Raw genomic sequence first — 16,856 nt, 5'->3', positions numbered from 1 at the left:
GATGATTCGCGCCTACTTACAGCAGGTCGCTATGTGAGGACACACATGTCCCGCCCCAATTTATTCTTTTGCACTCGAAATGGTTAATCAAACGAGAAGGCTGGTTAATCTCACATGACCATTTATACAGGTTTCATTACAGATCTCGAAAGGATCCTCATGCGTTTCGCAGCCTCAATTCTCCCTCTAATTTCTGCCGCCGCGTTGGTCGCCTGCGGTGTGCAATCTCCAACCTCGCAATCGAACACGCCCGAGACCTCGTCCGCAACGGACGTAACCTCCGTTAATGCCGAAAAAGAGGCAGAAACTGCGCGGCTGAATGAATGGTTCGAAACCAAATATAATGAGTCTGTTTCTCGCAGCCCTATGCGCGCGACGTTTCTCGGAAGCCGGGAGAACTATGACAAATGGGATGATGTGACCGATGCAGCGCGCGATGCCGAGATGGAGATTTTACGCGCCGATGTCGCTGAAATGCGCGAATTGTTCGATCCTGAAGCGCTCACCGACCAAGGAAAACTCTCATTCCGCTTGGCTGAATATGAGCTGGAACGCGATGAAATCGCTAATCAGTGGCGAGGCCACAGATATTCCTTCAGCCAAATGCGCGGCGCACACGCCTCGATCGCCTCATTCCTGATCGGTCAACATAAGGTGACGAGTAAATCCGATGCCGAGGCCTACATCGCTCGGCTTGAAGGGGTCTCAACCTATCTCGGACAACATCTTTCAAATGCTCAGGCTTCCGCAGAGCAAGGCATTCGTCCGCCGCTCTTTGTTTATGATTTTGTCATCGAAGGCGCGGGCAATGTGATTGACGGCTACCCATTCGAGGGCGCCAGCTCAGACCGTCCATCGCCGCTTTATGCAGACTTCATGAGCAAAGTGAATGCGCTCGTTACCAATGGCAGCATCTCACAAGACGAGGCCGATGCACTCGACTTCGAGGCCCGCGGAGCCTTACTGGATCACGTCTACCCAGCCTATTTCGAACTGATCCAGTGGGTCGATGAGGACAAGGCCCACGCTACGACCGATGATGGTGCGTGGAAGCACGATGATGGCGCCGCCTACTATAATGCGCGTCTCGAATTAATGACGACGACGGACATGACTTCAGACGAGATCCACGACCTTGGACTGGCCGAAGTCGATCGGATCCATGGCGAAATGCGCGCGATCATGGCGCAAGTTGGGTTCGAGGGTACGCTCCAAGAATTCTTCGACTTCACCCGAACCGACCCGCAATTCTTCAAACCCAATACGGATGAAGGAAAAGCGGAATATCTCGCTGAAGCGACGGCGATGATTGATACAATGCGCGGAGCGCTCCCCAGCGTCTTTAATACGTTTCCGCAAGCCGAATTAGACGTCAAAGCGGTTGAACCATTCCGCGAGAAAGCCGCCGGAAAAGCGTTCTATCAGCGTCCTGCGCCAGATGGCTCACGCCCCGGAGTCTATTACGCCAACCTATATCGCATGCAGGATATGCCACTCTATCAAATGGAGGCGCTCGCCTATCATGAAGGCATTCCTGGACACCATATGCAGCTTGCCATCTCCCAAGAACTCAACGGCATTCCGAAATTCCGGAAATATGGCGGCTTCACAGCTTATACCGAGGGCTGGGGGCTCTATTCCGAGTTTCTGCCAAAAGAGATGGGCTTTTACGAAGACCCCTATTCCGATTTCGGACGGCTCGCGATGGAGCTGTGGCGGGCAGCGAGGCTGGTCGTTGATACAGGCCTGCATGAGAAACGATGGCCCCGAGAAGAAGCGATCGACTATTTGCTGACAAACACGCCCAACCCCGAGGGCGACTGCCGCAAAGCGATTGAGCGGTACATCGTCATGCCCGGGCAAGCCACAGCCTATAAAATCGGAATGATCAAAATCCTTGAGCTGCGGGAAAATGCGCGAGAACGGCTCGGCGACGCCTTTGACATTCGCGATTTCCACGATGTCGTACTTAAGGATGGTCCGGTGCCGCTTCAAATTCTAGAGGAGAATGTTGAGACCTGGATCCGGTCACAATCTTAACCCGCAAGACTATTCCCGTAGAGGAAGCTTTTTAGAAAGCTGATTCCATCGTTTAGGTTTTTTTGTTGCACGATCGCAAGATCTTACCCTATTGGAGCGTTATGAAACTAGCAGTCCTAAAAGAAGTGGCCGAGGGCGACGCTCGCGTTGCGGCCACACCCGAAACGGTCAAGAAATATGTCGGCTTGGGCCATGAAGTGACGGTGGAAGCCGCTGCTGGCCTCGCAGCAGGCTATACTGACGAAGCTTACACCGAAGCTGGCGCCAAAGTCGCAAAGACGGCCGCCAGCGTCACCAAAGGGGCAGATGTCTTGCTCTGCGTTCGGACGCCGGATGCCTCTAAATTGCCAGATGGGGTTACCGTCATCGGCCTGTTGGATCCGTTCAAGTTCGATGCATCCGCTTTCAATGCGAAAAAAGCGACCACTCTGGCTATGGAATTCACGCCACGAATTACCAGAGCGCAAAGCATGGACGCCCTCTCAAGCCAGTCCAACTTGGCAGGCTATCGCGCGGTGATCGAGGGCGCGACGCTTTATGGGCGCGCCATGCCGATGATGATGACGGCCGCGGGCACGGTCGCCCCAGCAAAAGTCTTCGTGATGGGCGCTGGGGTCGCAGGCCTACAAGCGATTGCCACCGCGCGGCGCCTTGGCGCCGTCGTGACGGCGACCGATGTTCGTCCGGCAGCGAAAGAACAAGTCGCGTCGCTCGGCGCGAAATTCGTTGCGGTCGAGGATGAAGAATTCAAAGCCGCTGAAACGGCCGGCGGCTATGCCAAGCAAATGTCTGAAGAGTATCAGAAGAAACAAGCTGAACTCGTCGCCAGCCACATTGCCAAACAGGATATCGTGGTCACCACGGCTCTGATCCCCGGTCGCGCCGCGCCGGTCCTGGTCAGCGCAGACATGGTCAAAACGATGCGCCCTGGCTCAGTGATTGTTGACATGGCGGTCAGCCAAGGCGGCAATTGCCCGCTGTCTGAGCCCGATAAAGTCGTCGACTCCGATGGGGTCAAAGTCGCTGGGTTCACAAACCTGCCGGCCCACCTGCCCGCTGATGCCAGCGCCCTCTACGCCAAGAATTTGATTGCCTTCCTGCCGCTGATCACAGCCGAAGATGGCAGCCTGAACCTTGAGACAGATGATGAAATTGTCACCGCAATGCTGCTCACGCGCGGCGGCGAGACTGTGAATGAGAGGATTTCCTCATGAGAAAAGCCCTAATTCTGGGCGCTGTGGCAGGAGCGATGGCCCTGCCCGCCTATGCTGCAGAAGCCAGCACGATTAGCCCCACCGTCTACTTGGCCGCGATTTTCGCGATGGCCTGTTTTGTCGGGTATTATGTCGTTTGGTCGGTGACCCCGGCTTTGCACACGCCTTTGATGGCGGTGACCAATGCGATTTCGTCCGTGATCATTGTTGGCGCGATTGTCGCTGCAACTGCGTCCGGCGCTGTTCAAGGCGGCTGGATCGCAAAAGCCCTCGGCGGCGTTGGCGTGGCGCTCGCGAGCGTCAATATTTTCGGCGGCTTCCTCGTCACCCAGCGCATGCTGGCCATGTATAAAAAGAAAGGAGACTAGTCCGATGGAACAGTTCCAATCGACTTGGGCCCCTTTGCTTTATCTGGCCTCTGGGATCCTATTTATCTTAGCCCTCCGCGGGCTCTCTAGCCCAGCCACCAGCCGCGCCGGAAACCGCAATGGTATGATCGGAATGACGATCGCCGTGGGCACGACGCTGGCTTTATTCTGGAATGCGCTGGACGCCACGACGTGGGGCATTCTCGCGGCTGGCGCACTCGTTGGCGGCGGGATTGGCGCCTACATCGCCCGCAAGATCCCAATGACGGACATGCCGCAGCTTGTGGCGGCGTTCCACTCGCTGGTTGGCCTTGCCGCCGTGCTCGTAGCCGCTGCGGCGCTTTATGCGCCGGTCAGTTTCGGCATCGCTGGCCCGTCCTTGTCGGTCACAGATATCGACACAGGCGCATTGATCGCCCAAGTCCGCCTAATAGGAACAGCGTCCCTGATTGAGTTATCGCTGGGCTCAGCCATTGGGGCGCTGACCTTTACCGGCTCTGTGATCGCTTTTGCGAAGCTCAACGGCAACATGTCTGGCGCGCCTATTCTTTTACCTGCACGCCACTTGCTGAATATTGCGATTGGCGTCGGTATCGTCGCTTTGATCGTAATCCTAGTCGGCAGCGGCGGTAGCGCCACATGGGCCTTCTGGGGGCTAACGGGGCTCGCCTTGGTGCTCGGCATCACGCTGATCATTCCAATTGGCGGCGCCGACATGCCGGTCGTGGTCTCTATGCTCAACTCTTATTCTGGTTGGGCAGCCGCGGCGCTCGGGTTCACACTCGGCAATTTCGCGCTGATCATCACTGGCGCTTTGGTTGGCTCTTCAGGCGCGATCCTGTCTTACATCATGTGTAAGGGCATGAATCGGAGCTTCATCTCGGTTATCCTGGGCGGCTTTGGCGGCGATGATGCGGCGGCAGCTGCAGGTGGCCAAGAAGAGCGTCCGTTCACGCGCGGCTCAGCTGAAGACGCGGCCTTTATCATGAAAAATGCATCTAAAGTCATTATCGTGCCGGGCTATGGCATGGCGGTGGCTCAGGCTCAGCACGCGCTGAAAGAGATGTGCGACAAGCTGAAAGAAGAAGGCGTCGATGTCTCTTACGCGATCCACCCCGTGGCGGGCCGGATGCCAGGGCACATGAACGTCCTGCTCGCTGAAGCCCAAGTGCCTTATGATGAAGTGTTCGAACTTGAAGACATCAATTCCGATTTCCGGAATTCGGAAGTGGCGTTCGTGATTGGCGCAAATGATGTGACGAACCCTGCGGCCAAAACCGACAAGACCTCGCCGATCTATGGCATGCCTGTCTTGGATGTTGAGAATGCCGGCACGGTGCTCTTCATCAAGCGCTCGATGGGCTCTGGCTATGCCGGGATCCAGAACGAACTCTTCTTCCGCGACAATACGATGATGCTCTTGTCGGATGCGAAGAAAATGGTCGAGGATATCGTCAAGTCGCTCTGATGGCGGGGCGATATCCACACTAACAAAATAAGGGAGCGGTCGGGCATGGCGATCAAAACGAGATTCACCGAAGAGTTTGGAATTGAACACCCTGTCGTCCAAGGCGGCATGCAATGGGTGGGCTATGCCGAAATGGTGGCACCCGTCGCGAATGCAGGCGGCCTCGGCTTCCTGACCGCTCTGACCCAGCCAACGCCAGAAGATCTCGCCAAAGAGATCGCACGCACCAAAGAGATGACGGACAAGCCGTTTGGCGTGAACCTGACCATCCTACCGGCGATCAAACCGCCGCCTTATGCCGAATATCGTCAAGCCATCATTGAAGGCGGCATCAAGATTGTCGAAACTGCAGGCTATAAGCCGAAAGAGCATATCGATCATTTCAAACAGCACGGCATCAAGATCATCCACAAATGCACGGCCGTCCGTCACGCTTTGTCGGCGGAACGGATGGGCGCAGATGCGATCTCGATTGATGGCTTCGAATGCGCCGGTCACCCAGGTGAAGATGATATTCCAGGTCTGATCCTGATCCCGGCAGCGGCCAACAAAGTGAGCGTACCCATGCTCGCTTCCGGCGGCTTTGGTGATGGCCGCGGTCTCGCGGCGGCGCTGGCGCTTGGCGCCGATGGCGTGAATATGGGCACACGCTTCTGCGTCACTCAAGAAGCCCCGATCCATGAGAACTTCAAACGCCAAATGGTGGAGAATGACGAGCGCGACACAAAGCTGATCTTCCGCACCCTGCACAATACAGCGCGCGTCATGAAGAATGCGGTCAGTACAGAAGTGGTTGAGATTGAACGCGCGGGCGGCGCCAAATTTGAAGACGTCCAACATCTCGTCGCCGGCAGCCGCGGTCGCAATGCGATGGAGCTTGGCGATCCTGATGGCGGTATCTGGTCGGCTGGACAGGTCCAAGGCTTGATCCACGACATCCCAACCGTCAAAGAACTGATCGATCGCATCGTCGCCGAAGCCGAAGATGTCATTAAGCAGCGCATGTCGGGCATGCTCGCCTAAACCGTAACATCTCGCGGCCTTCCAAATCACCTGACTCAGGTTAAGCTCTCCCCATCAGATAACCATCTAAGGGGATCCATGATGGGCGAGATCATCGCAGAAGTGTTTTCCGTCAGCGGCCTGTTCACGTTGTTCATGTTGCTATTATTGCAAGCCGTGCTCGGCTTCGACAATTTGCTCTATATCTCAATTGAATCGCAACGCGTCGGACCTGAAAAAGCGCCCATGGTGCGCCGTTGGGGGATCGCCATCGCCGTGATCCTGCGAATTGTTCTCTTGGTCGTTATCGTCAACCTGTTCTCACTCTTGGCAGAGCCTTTGTTCAACGTCGCATTCAAAGGTGTGATTGAGGGCGAGTTCACCCTCCAAGCGCTGGTCACTTTGGCGGGTGGCGGTTTCATCATCTACACAGCCATCAAAGAGATTCATCACTTACTGGCCGTCGACCATATCGAGCACACTGAAGGATCGGCCGGTAAATCCATCTTGCAAGCGATTGCGATGATCGTATTGATGAACGCCGTTTTCTCGTTCGACTCGATCCTGTCAGCGATGGCGATTGCGAATGTTGAGGTTGCGAATGTCGTCAATGCCTCTGGCGACGTGTTGAGTACGTTCACCGGCACTGTGGTGCAGTGTAAAGCCGATTTGATTGCCAATCCGGTTGCGGGCGCCGTCGGCTGCGCGCCCGGCAAAGACTATCAAGTTTGGATCATGGCGATTGCCATTCTGTCCTCCGGCGTGGTGATGATCTTGCTGGCTGATTATGTTGCCGACTTCCTCAAGCGCAATCGCATGTATGAAGTGCTTGGCCTGTTCATTCTCTTCCTGGTCGGGGTTCTGCTGGTGACCGAAGGCGCGCATCTCGCGCATTTAAAACTGTTTACCTTCCCCATCGATGCGATGAGCAAATCCAGCTTCTATTTGGTCGTTGGGGTGTTGATCATCACCGACATCATCTCAACCAATTACCAGAAGCGGCTCTGGGCGCAGCGCGAAGCGGAATTGCGCAGTTCAGGCAATAAAGCGGATGATGCGATCAAAGCCGTCGATGCGCACATCGCGAAGCATGGAAATATTGGGTGATCGGAACAGCGACGGGCGCTCACCGATTATGTGTCGAGCGTCCGGGCGCGTTTCGTGATCTTCACCGCAACTTTATTGCTCTTGCGGCCCATCCGGCCCTCAAAGGCAGGTTCGCCATCTCGGCCGCCTGAGAGCAGCTCTACCGGCTGATCCGCTGGCAAACCAAGGAGCAAGGTCGCGCCCGCTTTGAGTTCGGTGATCCGGCTTAGCGGCACGGTAAGGCTCGCCAAGCGCGCGGTAAGCACAGCCGTCACAGGCACAGGCGCAGCTGGTGTGTCGGCCGTCGCCTGTTTATCCTCGGGCAATTCTGATTGAATGACTGCGAGTTCGGAATGCAAGCCAGGCGCTTCAACGGAAAAGTCACCAATCGACACATTCGACGACGATAATAGGCTGCAAACATAGGGAATATCGGTTTCGATCGATTGCAGTTTAAGACCGTCGCCAATCACGTCTCCAAGCGGCACCAGCAATTGCTCGAGCAAGGCACAATCAATCGCACTCAGGGTCCAACCATCACCAATTCGGCCGGTCGATCCACGCGCGCCACAAGCCTTCGCAATGATCGCATCGGACAGCGTGGGCGGCAGACAAACCAAGGCATGGATGTCCGTCTCTGACGGCCCAAGACAAGCAATCGCACTCGATTTTCCATTCAGCAGTGCGGGAAGTTCAGTGCGTTCAATTGTGGCCGCCTCGCTCAGCGTGACCGCTGCTTTGAGGCCTGTGCCCAGCGCGAGCGCGCGCGACATGCGAGCGCCGAGCACGCGATAATGTTCGCTCGCACGATCATCTGTTTTGGTGAGTGCTTCATCGAATATCACCGTCTCTTGCGGCTCAATTGATTGCGGCAGCGGAGGCACTTCCGTTTGATTTTTAAGGGTTTCAGGACGCAGCAGCGCTTCAATTTCCGCGGCGGTCAAAACGCCCCGCGCGGTTGGAAACACGGCGTCTTCGTCTGCGTTTTCCACAGCCGAATCCAGATCGGCAGAGCCCTGCCGATCAAGTGTCTTCGGATTGCTGGGACCGTCTCGCATTCTGCACCTGTCACCGAGGAAAGCTTATCAGTGCGTTAACACGGTTAATGAAGCGTTAGGATTTTCGAGTCCGTCTGCCGGGAATCGCTCAATTAATCGTCACGAACGACGCGTTCATTGCGCTCGTGGCGCTCTTGCGCTTCAAGGCTGAGCGTTGCGGTTGGACGAGCTTCCAATCGGCGCAGACCAATTGGCTCTCCAGTATCATCGCAATAGCCATAGGTGCCATCATCAATCCGACGGATGGCGGCGTCGATTTTAGAGATAAGTTTACGCTGACGATCGCGCGTGCGCAGCTCTAATGCTTTGTCGCTTTCAGCCGAAGCACGGTCAACAAGATCCGGGTGATTTGAGGATTCCGCCCTCAGATTTCCGATGGTCACTTTCGCGCCATCTAGAATTTCATCTTTCCAATCTTCAAGCTTCTTGCGGAAGTAAGCTTTCTGCTTGGCATTCATGAAATCTTCTTTGTCAGACGGCGTATAACCGTTGAGATCAAAGTCAGCCATGGAATCAAATCCTCTACCGAGTTTGCGCGCCCTATACTGCGGTCACGTTAGATACGCAATCGCAATAATCAGATCATTGGCCCCAGAGCCTAGGGCGAAATGTGGCGTTGGCGGGGCTTATACACGGCTTTTGCAGCTGATCACGTAACGAAGACTTGATCTCTGGGGCCGCTTCGTGCGCTAAAGAGATAGGCAGTCTGCGTAAGACAGAAAACAGGACCGGGCCGAGTATATGACCTCCCGATGGCGGCAACGAGAAATCGAGCGCCCGTCTACATGGCGGCAATCTTTGCTGTTCAATAGCCTCATCCTCCTGCTTCCGATTTTCGCCGCGAGAATCATTATCGCTGCCTACACATCCGATATTGCGACCGACCCGTTGAGTTTGGATGCCCGCACCGAAACCCGCCAAGAAATCGAAGACGAATTCCGCGCCTTAGTTATCCCCAATGGGACAGAGCGCCGGGCCTGGGCTGAGCGGATCGGACAAACCATCGATGAACGCGATTTCTCCGCCGCACGTGGATATTTGCTGGCCGCGCCTTTGATGTTGAACAAACAGGACTCCGCTGCAGTGCTCGCCGCAGCGGACGCTGAAAGTTCTGGCAGCCGCGACCAGAGACTGGCGCGCGCAGCTTTGCTCTTTCTGCCGGAGGATTTACGCGCTGCGTATCAGCGTTCAACCGCACCGCCCCCACCGCCTGAGCCAGCGGCAACCGAAGACGACACGTCTGATGAAGATGACGTAGACACTGAAGAACCTCAGGTGGAAGAAGATACACCGCGGGCGACGGGCAATGCCTTTCAACTGTCTCCCGTCGACGAGCCGTTCTCGGCGAAGGGATCGTTCTTCCTGCTCGGCGACCCCGCCGACCTAACGCGGCGCTCTCAACGTTGGCTCGCGCAAGAACAAGTTGATGGGCTGCAGCTGCGATTGCGCGCCCTCGGACTGATGACCCAAGACGATCCCAATCCTGAATCACAAGCGGTGTTCGAAGCGGCGTCGATCTTGCGCGCTGCGCACCGTGCTGGGCGGCTCAATGATCGCTTTGTGAGATATTTGAACAGCCGGGTTGAAGACGCGCTACCAGAAGAAATTTTGCGCGCCGAACTCGCCACCGCCTTCGAACCTGTGATGACCACAGAAGCGCGAACCGTTGAGGTCGTGAAAGCCTATGAAACCACGCTCCAGCCTGAAGCTCGCGAGCGGCTGGCGCGGGACATGATGATCATTGCACGCATCGCGGAACTGACAAGTTCTTCCGGCGCCATTCGGCTAGTTGAACAGGCTCGCACACCAGAAGACATGCGCCGCGCTTTATTGCTATCGGAATCTGGCGGGCACCGATCCGTCGCGCTCGCCCGCGAACTTGGCCCTGACGTGCTCGGTCTGGCCCAGATTGGCGTCAAATGGAGCTACGGCCTAGCCCTGCAAGTGATGGGACTGATGGCGCTTGGCATGGCGCTGATCTGGACGACGCTCTCTGCGCTCATCCAAGCCGAGACCATCCGCTTCCGTTCCTAGATCCCGAACGCGCCTTTGATTCCATCGATCAACAACTGAACCGACAGTGCGGCCAGGATCACACCAAAGATCCGCGTGATGGCACCTGCAATGCTTTCGCCCATCGCTTTGACCAGCGGGCCTGCGGCTAGAAAGATCAGCAAACAGATCAACATGTTTGCGCCGATCGCGCTGAGCACGGCGCCCTTGCCGATCCAATCATCGTGCTGAGACATGTACAGCATCGCGGTGGCGATTGAGCCTGGGCCTGCCAGCATCGGAATGCCCACCGGAAACACCGATACATCATCAAGTTCGGTATCTGTGTCCTCATTGTCGGCGAGAACCGACTCAGCCCGATTCTCGCGCCGCTCTGTTCGTTTCTCGAACACCATATCGAGTGCGATGATAAATAGCAGGATCCCGCCCGCCGCGCGGAAGGCGTCTATCGTGATATGAAGTTTTTCCAAAAGCCAAGCGCCAAAAAAGGCAAAGCCGAAAATAATCAGTGTGCCGACCAAGACCGAACGCACCGCCATAGAGCGGCGATAGCTCGCGGGGCCACGGACTGTCAGTGATGCAAATACGGGCGCGACACCAAGCGCGTCGATCAAAACAAAGAAGGTCACGAAGGACGCAGTAAAAATGGAAATGAATTCGCCGGACATTATCGGCTCCCTCAATCAAAACAGAGGCTGGCCCCCTAGCCTTGATCCTTGAGCGCGTCGAGGATTGCAGCCACATCCGGATGCATGTCGGGTTTGCCAGAACGCATAGGCACAACACTGGAGGAGCTCTCGCCAGACGAAAGCGTCAAAATCATACGATGACCGCGCAAACGTTGCAGTAAGCCAGCTAGGCCTTTGACGCCGTCAGCGCGCAGTATCTTATTGTGACCGATATCTACACAAATCGTGTCAGGCGCATCGCCGGCTTCAATCAGCGCGATGCCCTCGTCGAGAGAGACAATTGGAGAGGGTTCGGGGAGTTCTATCATCGTAGATCGATCAGCCATTCCTCGCCCCCGCCGCTTTCAATAGTTTGCGGCACAAAGACAGAGCTTGGTAAGTTTCAGCAGCAGCGCAGGCGGTTGAGACCTGGATCAATAGATCGCGCTCAGTCTCATCCTTTGTTTCATCCATAAGCGCGGCAATCGCGGTTACGGTCTGATCGTAAAGCTGCCCTTCGGTTTGCCCCGTCAGGTACATTTGCATCACAGCGAAATAGAGGTGCTCCACCGAACTCTGAGTGGATTCAGGTTGCAGCACATCTTTTTGACGCAAAACGCGCGCGTGATTTTGTAGGAGGATGGTGCCCCGTCGGTCGCCATTGCGCAGCACAGCGCCGTTCACAACGACCGCTTCATTTGGCTTCAATGACAGTTTGAGTGGCATTTATAACGCTCCCAGTCGTAAACTGGTTTACGCGGCAATGGTTAACGCACACTTTCAGTTTGGTAACATGGGTTCGAAAGCCGATTAGATTCAGATGGTTAACCGGTCCAGGACAGACCTCCACAAAGCATTTATCGCGAATCACAGACCTCTCGCCACGTAAGTCCTTGCTTCTGCCCTCCTCAGGCTTATCCTTAGCGTAAACGTAAACGAAGAGGCTTCCCATGCGCTTTGAAGGCACCGAGAATTATGTCGCAACTGAAGATTTGCGGGTGGCTGTGAACGCCGCGATCCAATTGGAGCGTCCGCTGCTCATCAAGGGCGAGCCGGGAACCGGTAAGACTGTGCTCGCGATCGAAGTCGCGAAAGCCCTCGGATGCGAGTTGATCGAGTGGCATATCAAATCGACCACCAAAGCCGCGCAGGGCCTTTATGAGTATGATGCGGTCTCGCGCCTGCGTGATGGCCAAATGGGCGAAGAACGGGCCAAAGACGTTAAGAACTACATCAAGAAGGGCAAGCTGTGGGAAGCCTTCACCGCCAAGAAGCGCCCAATCCTGCTGATCGACGAAATCGACAAAGCTGATATCGAATTCCCGAACGATCTTCTCCAAGAACTCGATCGCATGGAATTCTATGTTTACGAGACCGATGAGACGGTCAAAGCGAAGCAACGCCCGATCGTGATCATCACTTCAAACAATGAAAAAGAGCTGCCAGACGCCTTCCTGCGCCGCTGCTTCTTCCATTTCATCAAATTCCCAGACGAACAGACAATGAAAGAGATTGTCGACGTCCACTATCCCGGCATCAAAGACAAGCTGGTCTCAGACGCTCTGACAACTTTCTACTCGATGCGCGAAGTGCCGGGCATGAAGAAAAAGCCTTCAACTTCAGAGCTGCTTGATTGGCTGAAGCTGCTGATGAACGAGGACGTCGATCTGGAGACCCTGCGCGAGCAGGATCCGGAGAAACTGACCCCGCCTCTGCACGGCGCCCTGCTGAAAAACGAGCAGGATGTGGCGCTTTTCGAACGGCTGGCCTTCCTCAACCGGCGTCAGTCTGGCCCGACACCGCGCGGTCCCGCGGGCTAGTTCTTAGTCGCAAAAAACCAAACGCTCCGCATTGCCATCGCCGCCCTTGATCGGGCTGTCTGCGCGCGCGCGGACTCGCCAGCCTTGCGACGCGAGCCAATCGACAAACGCATCTTCAGCGCGCTCAACCGCGCCGGTATCGCTGACGATACCGCCCTTGCCGACATATTCGCGGCCGACCTCAAATTGCGGTTTGAAGAGGGCGATAAGCTTGGCTCGCGGGGCCGTCAAAGACAGAGGCACGGTCAGCAATTTGTGTAGAGAGATGAAACTGGCATCGCAAACCACGAGATCTGATGGTGATTGGACGAGTTCTGGGGTCAAAGCCCTGGCATCGGTGGCCTCCAACAAGGTGATCCGCGGATCATCGCGCAAGCCCGCATGCAGTTGATCTCTACCGACATCGACAGAGACGATATGTGCGGCGCCGCGGGTTAAGAGCACTTGGGTGAAGCCGCCGGTTGATGCGCCGATATCCAAACAATGCAAGCCGCTCGGGTCGACCTCGAATATATCGAGCGCGTGATTGAGCTTTATCCCGGCGCGAGAAACCCAAGGATGCTCCGCCTCCGCTTCAATCTTGGCGTTCGCTGAGATCTTCTCCGACGGTTTTAAGAGCACTCGGCCGCCGATTTTGACCTTACCCGCAGCGATCGCGGATTGCGCCGCGGCCCGGCTTTGAAAATGGCCCAGCGCAACAAGTATTTTATCGGCCCGATCAAGTTTTTCTATCACGGCTGACAACTCCAACGAACGCTCTACACTCACGATCAACAGCCAATGGAGCCCATCTTATGATCCGTAAAGCCCTTCTCATCGCCCTTTTGCCGTTTGCCGCCTGCGCAGACGCCCCGGCTCAAGACGAAACCCCATCCGTGCCGGACACTTCAGAACAGCTGCCGAGTGCTGCAGAAGCGCTTGGTCCAGCGGATGGCGTGTTCCCGTCCATGCTGCGTATGGGCGGCGAGATTGTCGGCGTCGACGGCAGCGTGATTGGCAGCCTCAATATCTTAGATGGCCCAAACGGGCTTCTCATAGAAGCGGTGATTGAACCGGGCGGCTTAACCCCTGGCTGGCATGGTCTGCACCTTCACCAAGTTGGAGATTGCAGCGATGCTGGCGAGTTTAAACTCTCGGGCGGACATGTCGGCAAAATTCCGGACGGACATGGCTTACTCAACCCGGTTGGACCTGAAGCGGGCGATGTTCCCAACATTTGGGCCGGTGCCGACGGATCCGCAGGATATGAAGCTTTCACCACCCTCATATCGGGCGCAGAGCTCGCAGACGAAGATGGCACGGCATTGATTATCCATGCAAATCGCGATGACCACATGACCCAGCCGATTGGCGAAGCCGGTCCACGCGTGGCGTGTGCGGTGATCCGCTAGCCGCTATTGCCGGGTTGGCGGCGGTGGCAAGGGCGCGGTCGCCAATGGTGGATCTTCGATCGTGAGTGTACGCGCGCCGGCCGCGGGTGCGATCTCGTCCAAAGATGTCATGTCGAGGACTGGGATCAGCTGGTTAGCCTCCTCTGCGGAGACATCGCCATTGGCGACACTTTCCATGAGGTTGGCTTGCGCTCTTTGGATCTCGAGGCGCATATCATTGGCGTTCTCAAGCTGTGTCACATAGGCATCCATGACCTTGTTGCAGTGCGCCGAAAGGGCCGTTTCACCTCTGACTGGCGCGTGCCGCAAATGTTCAAAACAGAGCTGTACACCATAATCATTCTGGATCAGCGCCATGGTGATGTCGCGTACGGCTTCGGCCACCGCATAAGATGGCGGATAGGCTGGAGTCGATGGCCACGATCCGGTGACGCCCCCCGCCGATGAGTCAGTTGCAGATGGCGCTGTTTCAGCCAGGCGATTGCTAGTTTGTTCAGTGGCGGCCGCGGACGCTTGCGCATTCGATAAAGCGCGGGCGCGTGACCTCAAATCGCTGATCTCTCGACCACGGCGCTCGACTTCTTCGCCAGAGCAACCGGGAGCGTCCGGCGCGCCGAAACACTGGTCTTGAACATTTTCCAGAACCGTTACGTCTTCCTGCACGGATGCAATCTCATTGCTGAGACGAGTTTGTTCGGCGGACGCCATCGCGGCGCGTTGCAAATATTGTTCGCGATAGTTCATGTCACTGCCAGCAGACGCGCTGACAATTGCATCGCCGCCTTTAACCGAGCCAGTCAGCTGCTCAATCGCCAGCAGCGCAATCATATTGGTTTGAAACCGGCGCAGCATGATCGAGTACTGTTCTTGCGAGAGCCCATTCATATAGGCTTCGCAAACCCGATAGAATCCATCGCGGAGGGTTTGGATGGTTTGCGTCCGCAGGCCGATATTAGCAGCCGCTTCGGAAACGCCGCCTTCTGCAGACACCGCATTCGAAATATCGGAGACGCTGACGCCTGCCTGCGCGGCGATGGCTGAGAGCGCATCCGGTGCGGGTTCTGCGCAGACGACGCGATGATCTGAATCGCTTCGATTATTGGAGAGCACGGCGCGTTGCTCTGCATCAATGAAGACACCCGCCGGCGCTGATGCGCGGCCGAAGCCCGATCCAAGGGTCTCTTTCTTGTTGACCGCCGCCATATTTCCAATCGAAGCGCAAGCTGTGAGGCACAGGCCACTCAGCAAGACTATACCAATGCGTCGCATAACGTCCTCCTCCACCCCGACAGGACGCGAGAATGTGAAATTAGTCAAGGAGGACAGCGGTTTGCCGCTGATTTCTATCGCAGAGCTTTAAACCAGGTCTCCAGGGCGCTCGCGTCTTTCTCACGCGCAGATCGGACTGCCATCGCTTCCTCGTCTTCGCCCCATTGCTCAGCCTGCCAGGTTTCATCCACACAAGATGCGGCTAAGGCCTTTGATGCCGCAAGCGCGCCGCGTTCTACCGCAAGCGCCAAAACGGCTGACCCCAAAAGACTGCACCCCCAAGCCAGCGCCGTCAGCCGAAAATCGTCAAGATCCATCGCATAGTCGCGGACGGCATCCAAACTCGCTGGTGGCTGCGGACTGGCCATCAATCCAACCACCGGGACAAGGACGATCCCAAGCTCTTTACCAGCCCAGTCTCGCCAAGGCTGCCATGCCGTTTCTTGCCGCTCACGCAAGCCCGCAGGGGTTTCAACAAGATAGCAAGTCACGTCGGTGCTCGCATAACGCGCCAATTCTTCGGCAAGCTCTTCCCGTGTTTCTGGTGTACGATCGAGCGCGACATTCGCGAGCCGGGTGAGTGTCATGCCTTGAAGATCAAGTGTCTCACCTTGAGCGGTCCATTCTTCAGCAATCGCCCGAGCAAGCGCCTCACTGGGAAGGGTCAACGTTGCTTTGGCAGGCGTTTTGATCGGTCGCCCATCAAGCTCGACGGAATATCCGCCATTGCAAGTAGAAACTGAGGCTTGTTTGTAGAACCGCTTTGGGAGGTTGGTCTTGTCCATTAGGATACCCGCTCCGCAAATTGATCGAGACCAGCATTCAAGGTCGTAAAGTCATGGTGAACTTCGTGCGCGCCGACACTTTCGAGCTCATGCGCCTGGCCAAAGCCCCAACTGACCCCGATTGTGTGAATATGAGCATTCAACCCCATCCGGATGTCATGCACAGCGTCGCCAATGATCAGCGTTTGATCCGGCTCTGCACCAACCGACGCCATCGCTTGCTCGCACATGAACGGATGCGGCTTACCCGGCCCATCATCGGCGCACCAGGTCGTATCGAACAGTTCGCGCAAGCCATGTTGTTCAAAGAAAGCGTCGATCCCGCGTCGCGCCTTGCCGGTTGCGATGCCCAATAACCAACCATCATCGGCCAGGCGTTTCAGCGTTTCTGTCGCGCCCTCATAAAGTGGCTCAAACCCGTCGCCTTCTGCGCGCAATTGAACGAAGGATTGGCGATAGGCGTCCACCAAAGCATCCAGCTTGGCGCCTGAAACAGAGGGCGCCAAAATTTGACATGCTTCCGCCAAACCAAGACCGATCGTCTTGCGGGTTTCTTCATAGGGCGGCGGCGGCAGATCAAGCGCTTCAAAGCTGCGCACCATTGCCGATTGGATCACCTCGCGGCTGTCCACGATGGTGCCATCCATATCCCAAATTGCCAGTTTTAAACTCAT

At 56.2% G+C, this 16,856-nt stretch carries 18 protein-coding genes; 9 read left to right on the top strand and 9 right to left on the bottom strand.

Annotated elements, in window-relative coordinates; genetic code table 11:
* The first annotated feature begins 159 nt into the window (after positions 1–159).
* From MY069_RS14670 to MY069_RS14645, 6 genes are all read left to right on the top strand, one after another.
* The gene (locus MY069_RS14670; protein ID WP_482794530.1) at positions 160–2,040 is read left to right on the top strand and encodes a DUF885 domain-containing protein; all 1,881 of its coding nucleotides are present in this window, start codon (positions 160–162) and stop codon (positions 2,038–2,040) included.
* Between the two features lie 101 nt (positions 2,041–2,141).
* A complete protein-coding gene (locus tag MY069_RS14665; protein ID WP_482794529.1) occupies positions 2,142–3,254 on the top strand; it encodes a Re/Si-specific NAD(P)(+) transhydrogenase subunit alpha in 1,113 nt (370 codons plus the stop codon).
* A 35-nt stretch (positions 3,255–3,289) separates the two neighbouring features.
* Entirely contained in the window at positions 3,290–3,622 is a 333-nt protein-coding gene (locus MY069_RS14660) for an NAD(P) transhydrogenase subunit alpha part 2 (protein WP_482796717.1), read from the top strand.
* Positions 3,623–3,626: 4 nt separating this feature from the next.
* Positions 3,627–5,090 (top strand): NAD(P)(+) transhydrogenase (Re/Si-specific) subunit beta, encoded by a 1,464-nt coding sequence (locus MY069_RS14655; protein WP_482794528.1) that lies wholly within the window; start codon positions 3,627–3,629, stop codon positions 5,088–5,090.
* 45 nt (positions 5,091–5,135) lie between these two features.
* The gene (locus tag MY069_RS14650; protein WP_482794527.1) at positions 5,136–6,113 is read left to right on the top strand and encodes an NAD(P)H-dependent flavin oxidoreductase; all 978 of its coding nucleotides are present in this window, start codon (positions 5,136–5,138) and stop codon (positions 6,111–6,113) included.
* An 81-nt stretch (positions 6,114–6,194) separates the two neighbouring features.
* Positions 6,195–7,199: a TerC family protein gene (locus MY069_RS14645; RefSeq protein WP_482794526.1), complete on the top strand. Its 1,005-nt coding sequence runs from the start codon at positions 6,195–6,197 to the stop codon at positions 7,197–7,199.
* A gap of 26 nt (positions 7,200–7,225) precedes the next feature.
* Here MY069_RS14645 and MY069_RS14640 read toward each other — a convergent pair whose 3' ends face one another.
* Both MY069_RS14640 and dksA read right to left on the bottom strand, forming a co-directional pair.
* Positions 7,226–8,236, bottom strand: coding sequence for a FliM/FliN family flagellar motor switch protein (locus MY069_RS14640; RefSeq protein ID WP_482794525.1), 1,011 nt, complete (start codon positions 8,234–8,236; stop codon positions 7,226–7,228).
* 92 nt (positions 8,237–8,328) lie between these two features.
* Positions 8,329–8,745, bottom strand: a complete 417-nt coding sequence (dksA, locus tag MY069_RS14635) for an RNA polymerase-binding protein DksA (RefSeq protein WP_482794524.1) — start codon at positions 8,743–8,745, stop codon at positions 8,329–8,331.
* 232 nt (positions 8,746–8,977) lie between these two features.
* Here dksA and MY069_RS14630 point away from each other — a divergent pair, with 232 nt between their 5' ends.
* Positions 8,978–10,270 carry a hypothetical protein gene (locus MY069_RS14630; protein WP_482794523.1) on the top strand — a complete coding sequence of 431 codons (1,293 nt, stop codon included), beginning with the start codon at positions 8,978–8,980 and terminating at the stop codon, positions 10,268–10,270.
* Here MY069_RS14630 and MY069_RS14625 read toward each other — a convergent pair.
* Genes MY069_RS14625 through MY069_RS14615 form a run of 3 tightly spaced genes read right to left on the bottom strand, consistent with a single transcriptional unit; the run spans position 10,267 to position 11,643 of the window.
* Positions 10,267–10,917: a MarC family protein gene (locus MY069_RS14625; RefSeq protein ID WP_482794522.1), complete on the bottom strand. Its 651-nt coding sequence runs from the start codon at positions 10,915–10,917 to the stop codon at positions 10,267–10,269. The genes MY069_RS14630 and MY069_RS14625 overlap by 4 nt on opposite strands.
* A gap of 35 nt (positions 10,918–10,952) precedes the next feature.
* Positions 10,953–11,264, bottom strand: a complete 312-nt coding sequence (locus MY069_RS14620; RefSeq protein ID WP_482794521.1) for a hypothetical protein — start codon at positions 11,262–11,264, stop codon at positions 10,953–10,955.
* Positions 11,257–11,643 (bottom strand): flagellar biosynthesis repressor FlbT, encoded by a 387-nt coding sequence (locus tag MY069_RS14615; protein ID WP_482794520.1) that lies wholly within the window; start codon positions 11,641–11,643, stop codon positions 11,257–11,259. Before MY069_RS14615 ends, MY069_RS14620 begins: the two co-directional genes overlap by 8 nt.
* Positions 11,644–11,867: 224 nt before the next feature.
* On the opposite strand from MY069_RS14615, the gene MY069_RS14610 reads away from it, so the two are divergent.
* Positions 11,868–12,737 carry an AAA family ATPase gene (locus MY069_RS14610; protein WP_482794519.1) on the top strand — a complete coding sequence of 290 codons (870 nt, stop codon included), beginning with the start codon at positions 11,868–11,870 and terminating at the stop codon, positions 12,735–12,737.
* A gap of 3 nt (positions 12,738–12,740) precedes the next feature.
* Here the strand turns inward: MY069_RS14610 and MY069_RS14605 are convergent, their stop codons facing one another.
* On the bottom strand, positions 12,741–13,472 hold the full coding sequence (locus MY069_RS14605) for a TlyA family RNA methyltransferase (RefSeq protein WP_482794518.1): 732 nt from the start codon (positions 13,470–13,472) through the stop codon (positions 12,741–12,743).
* Between the two features lie 59 nt (positions 13,473–13,531).
* Between MY069_RS14605 and MY069_RS14600 the strand changes: the two genes are divergently transcribed.
* Complete coding sequence (locus MY069_RS14600) at positions 13,532–14,128, top strand: superoxide dismutase family protein (protein WP_482794517.1); 597 nt, start codon at positions 13,532–13,534, stop codon at positions 14,126–14,128.
* 3 nt (positions 14,129–14,131) lie between these two features.
* Here MY069_RS14600 and MY069_RS14595 read toward each other — a convergent pair whose 3' ends face one another.
* The 3 genes from MY069_RS14595 to MY069_RS14585 all read right to left on the bottom strand — a co-directional run bounded on the left by MY069_RS14595 (position 14,132) and on the right by MY069_RS14585 (position 16,856).
* Entirely contained in the window at positions 14,132–15,397 is a 1,266-nt protein-coding gene (locus MY069_RS14595; RefSeq protein WP_482794516.1) for a hypothetical protein, read from the bottom strand.
* Positions 15,398–15,471: 74 nt separating this feature from the next.
* Positions 15,472–16,182 (bottom strand): ATP12 family chaperone protein, encoded by a 711-nt coding sequence (locus MY069_RS14590; RefSeq protein WP_482794515.1) that lies wholly within the window; start codon positions 16,180–16,182, stop codon positions 15,472–15,474.
* On the bottom strand, positions 16,182–16,856 hold the full coding sequence (locus tag MY069_RS14585) for an HAD-IA family hydrolase (protein ID WP_482794514.1): 675 nt from the start codon (positions 16,854–16,856) through the stop codon (positions 16,182–16,184). Before MY069_RS14585 ends, MY069_RS14590 begins: the two co-directional genes overlap by 1 nt.

It is taken from the genome of Hyphomonas sp. ske169, assembly GCF_056850855.1.
The sequence above is the reverse complement of the archived record's forward strand: the minus strand, read 5'-3'. Positions and strand labels throughout refer to the sequence as shown.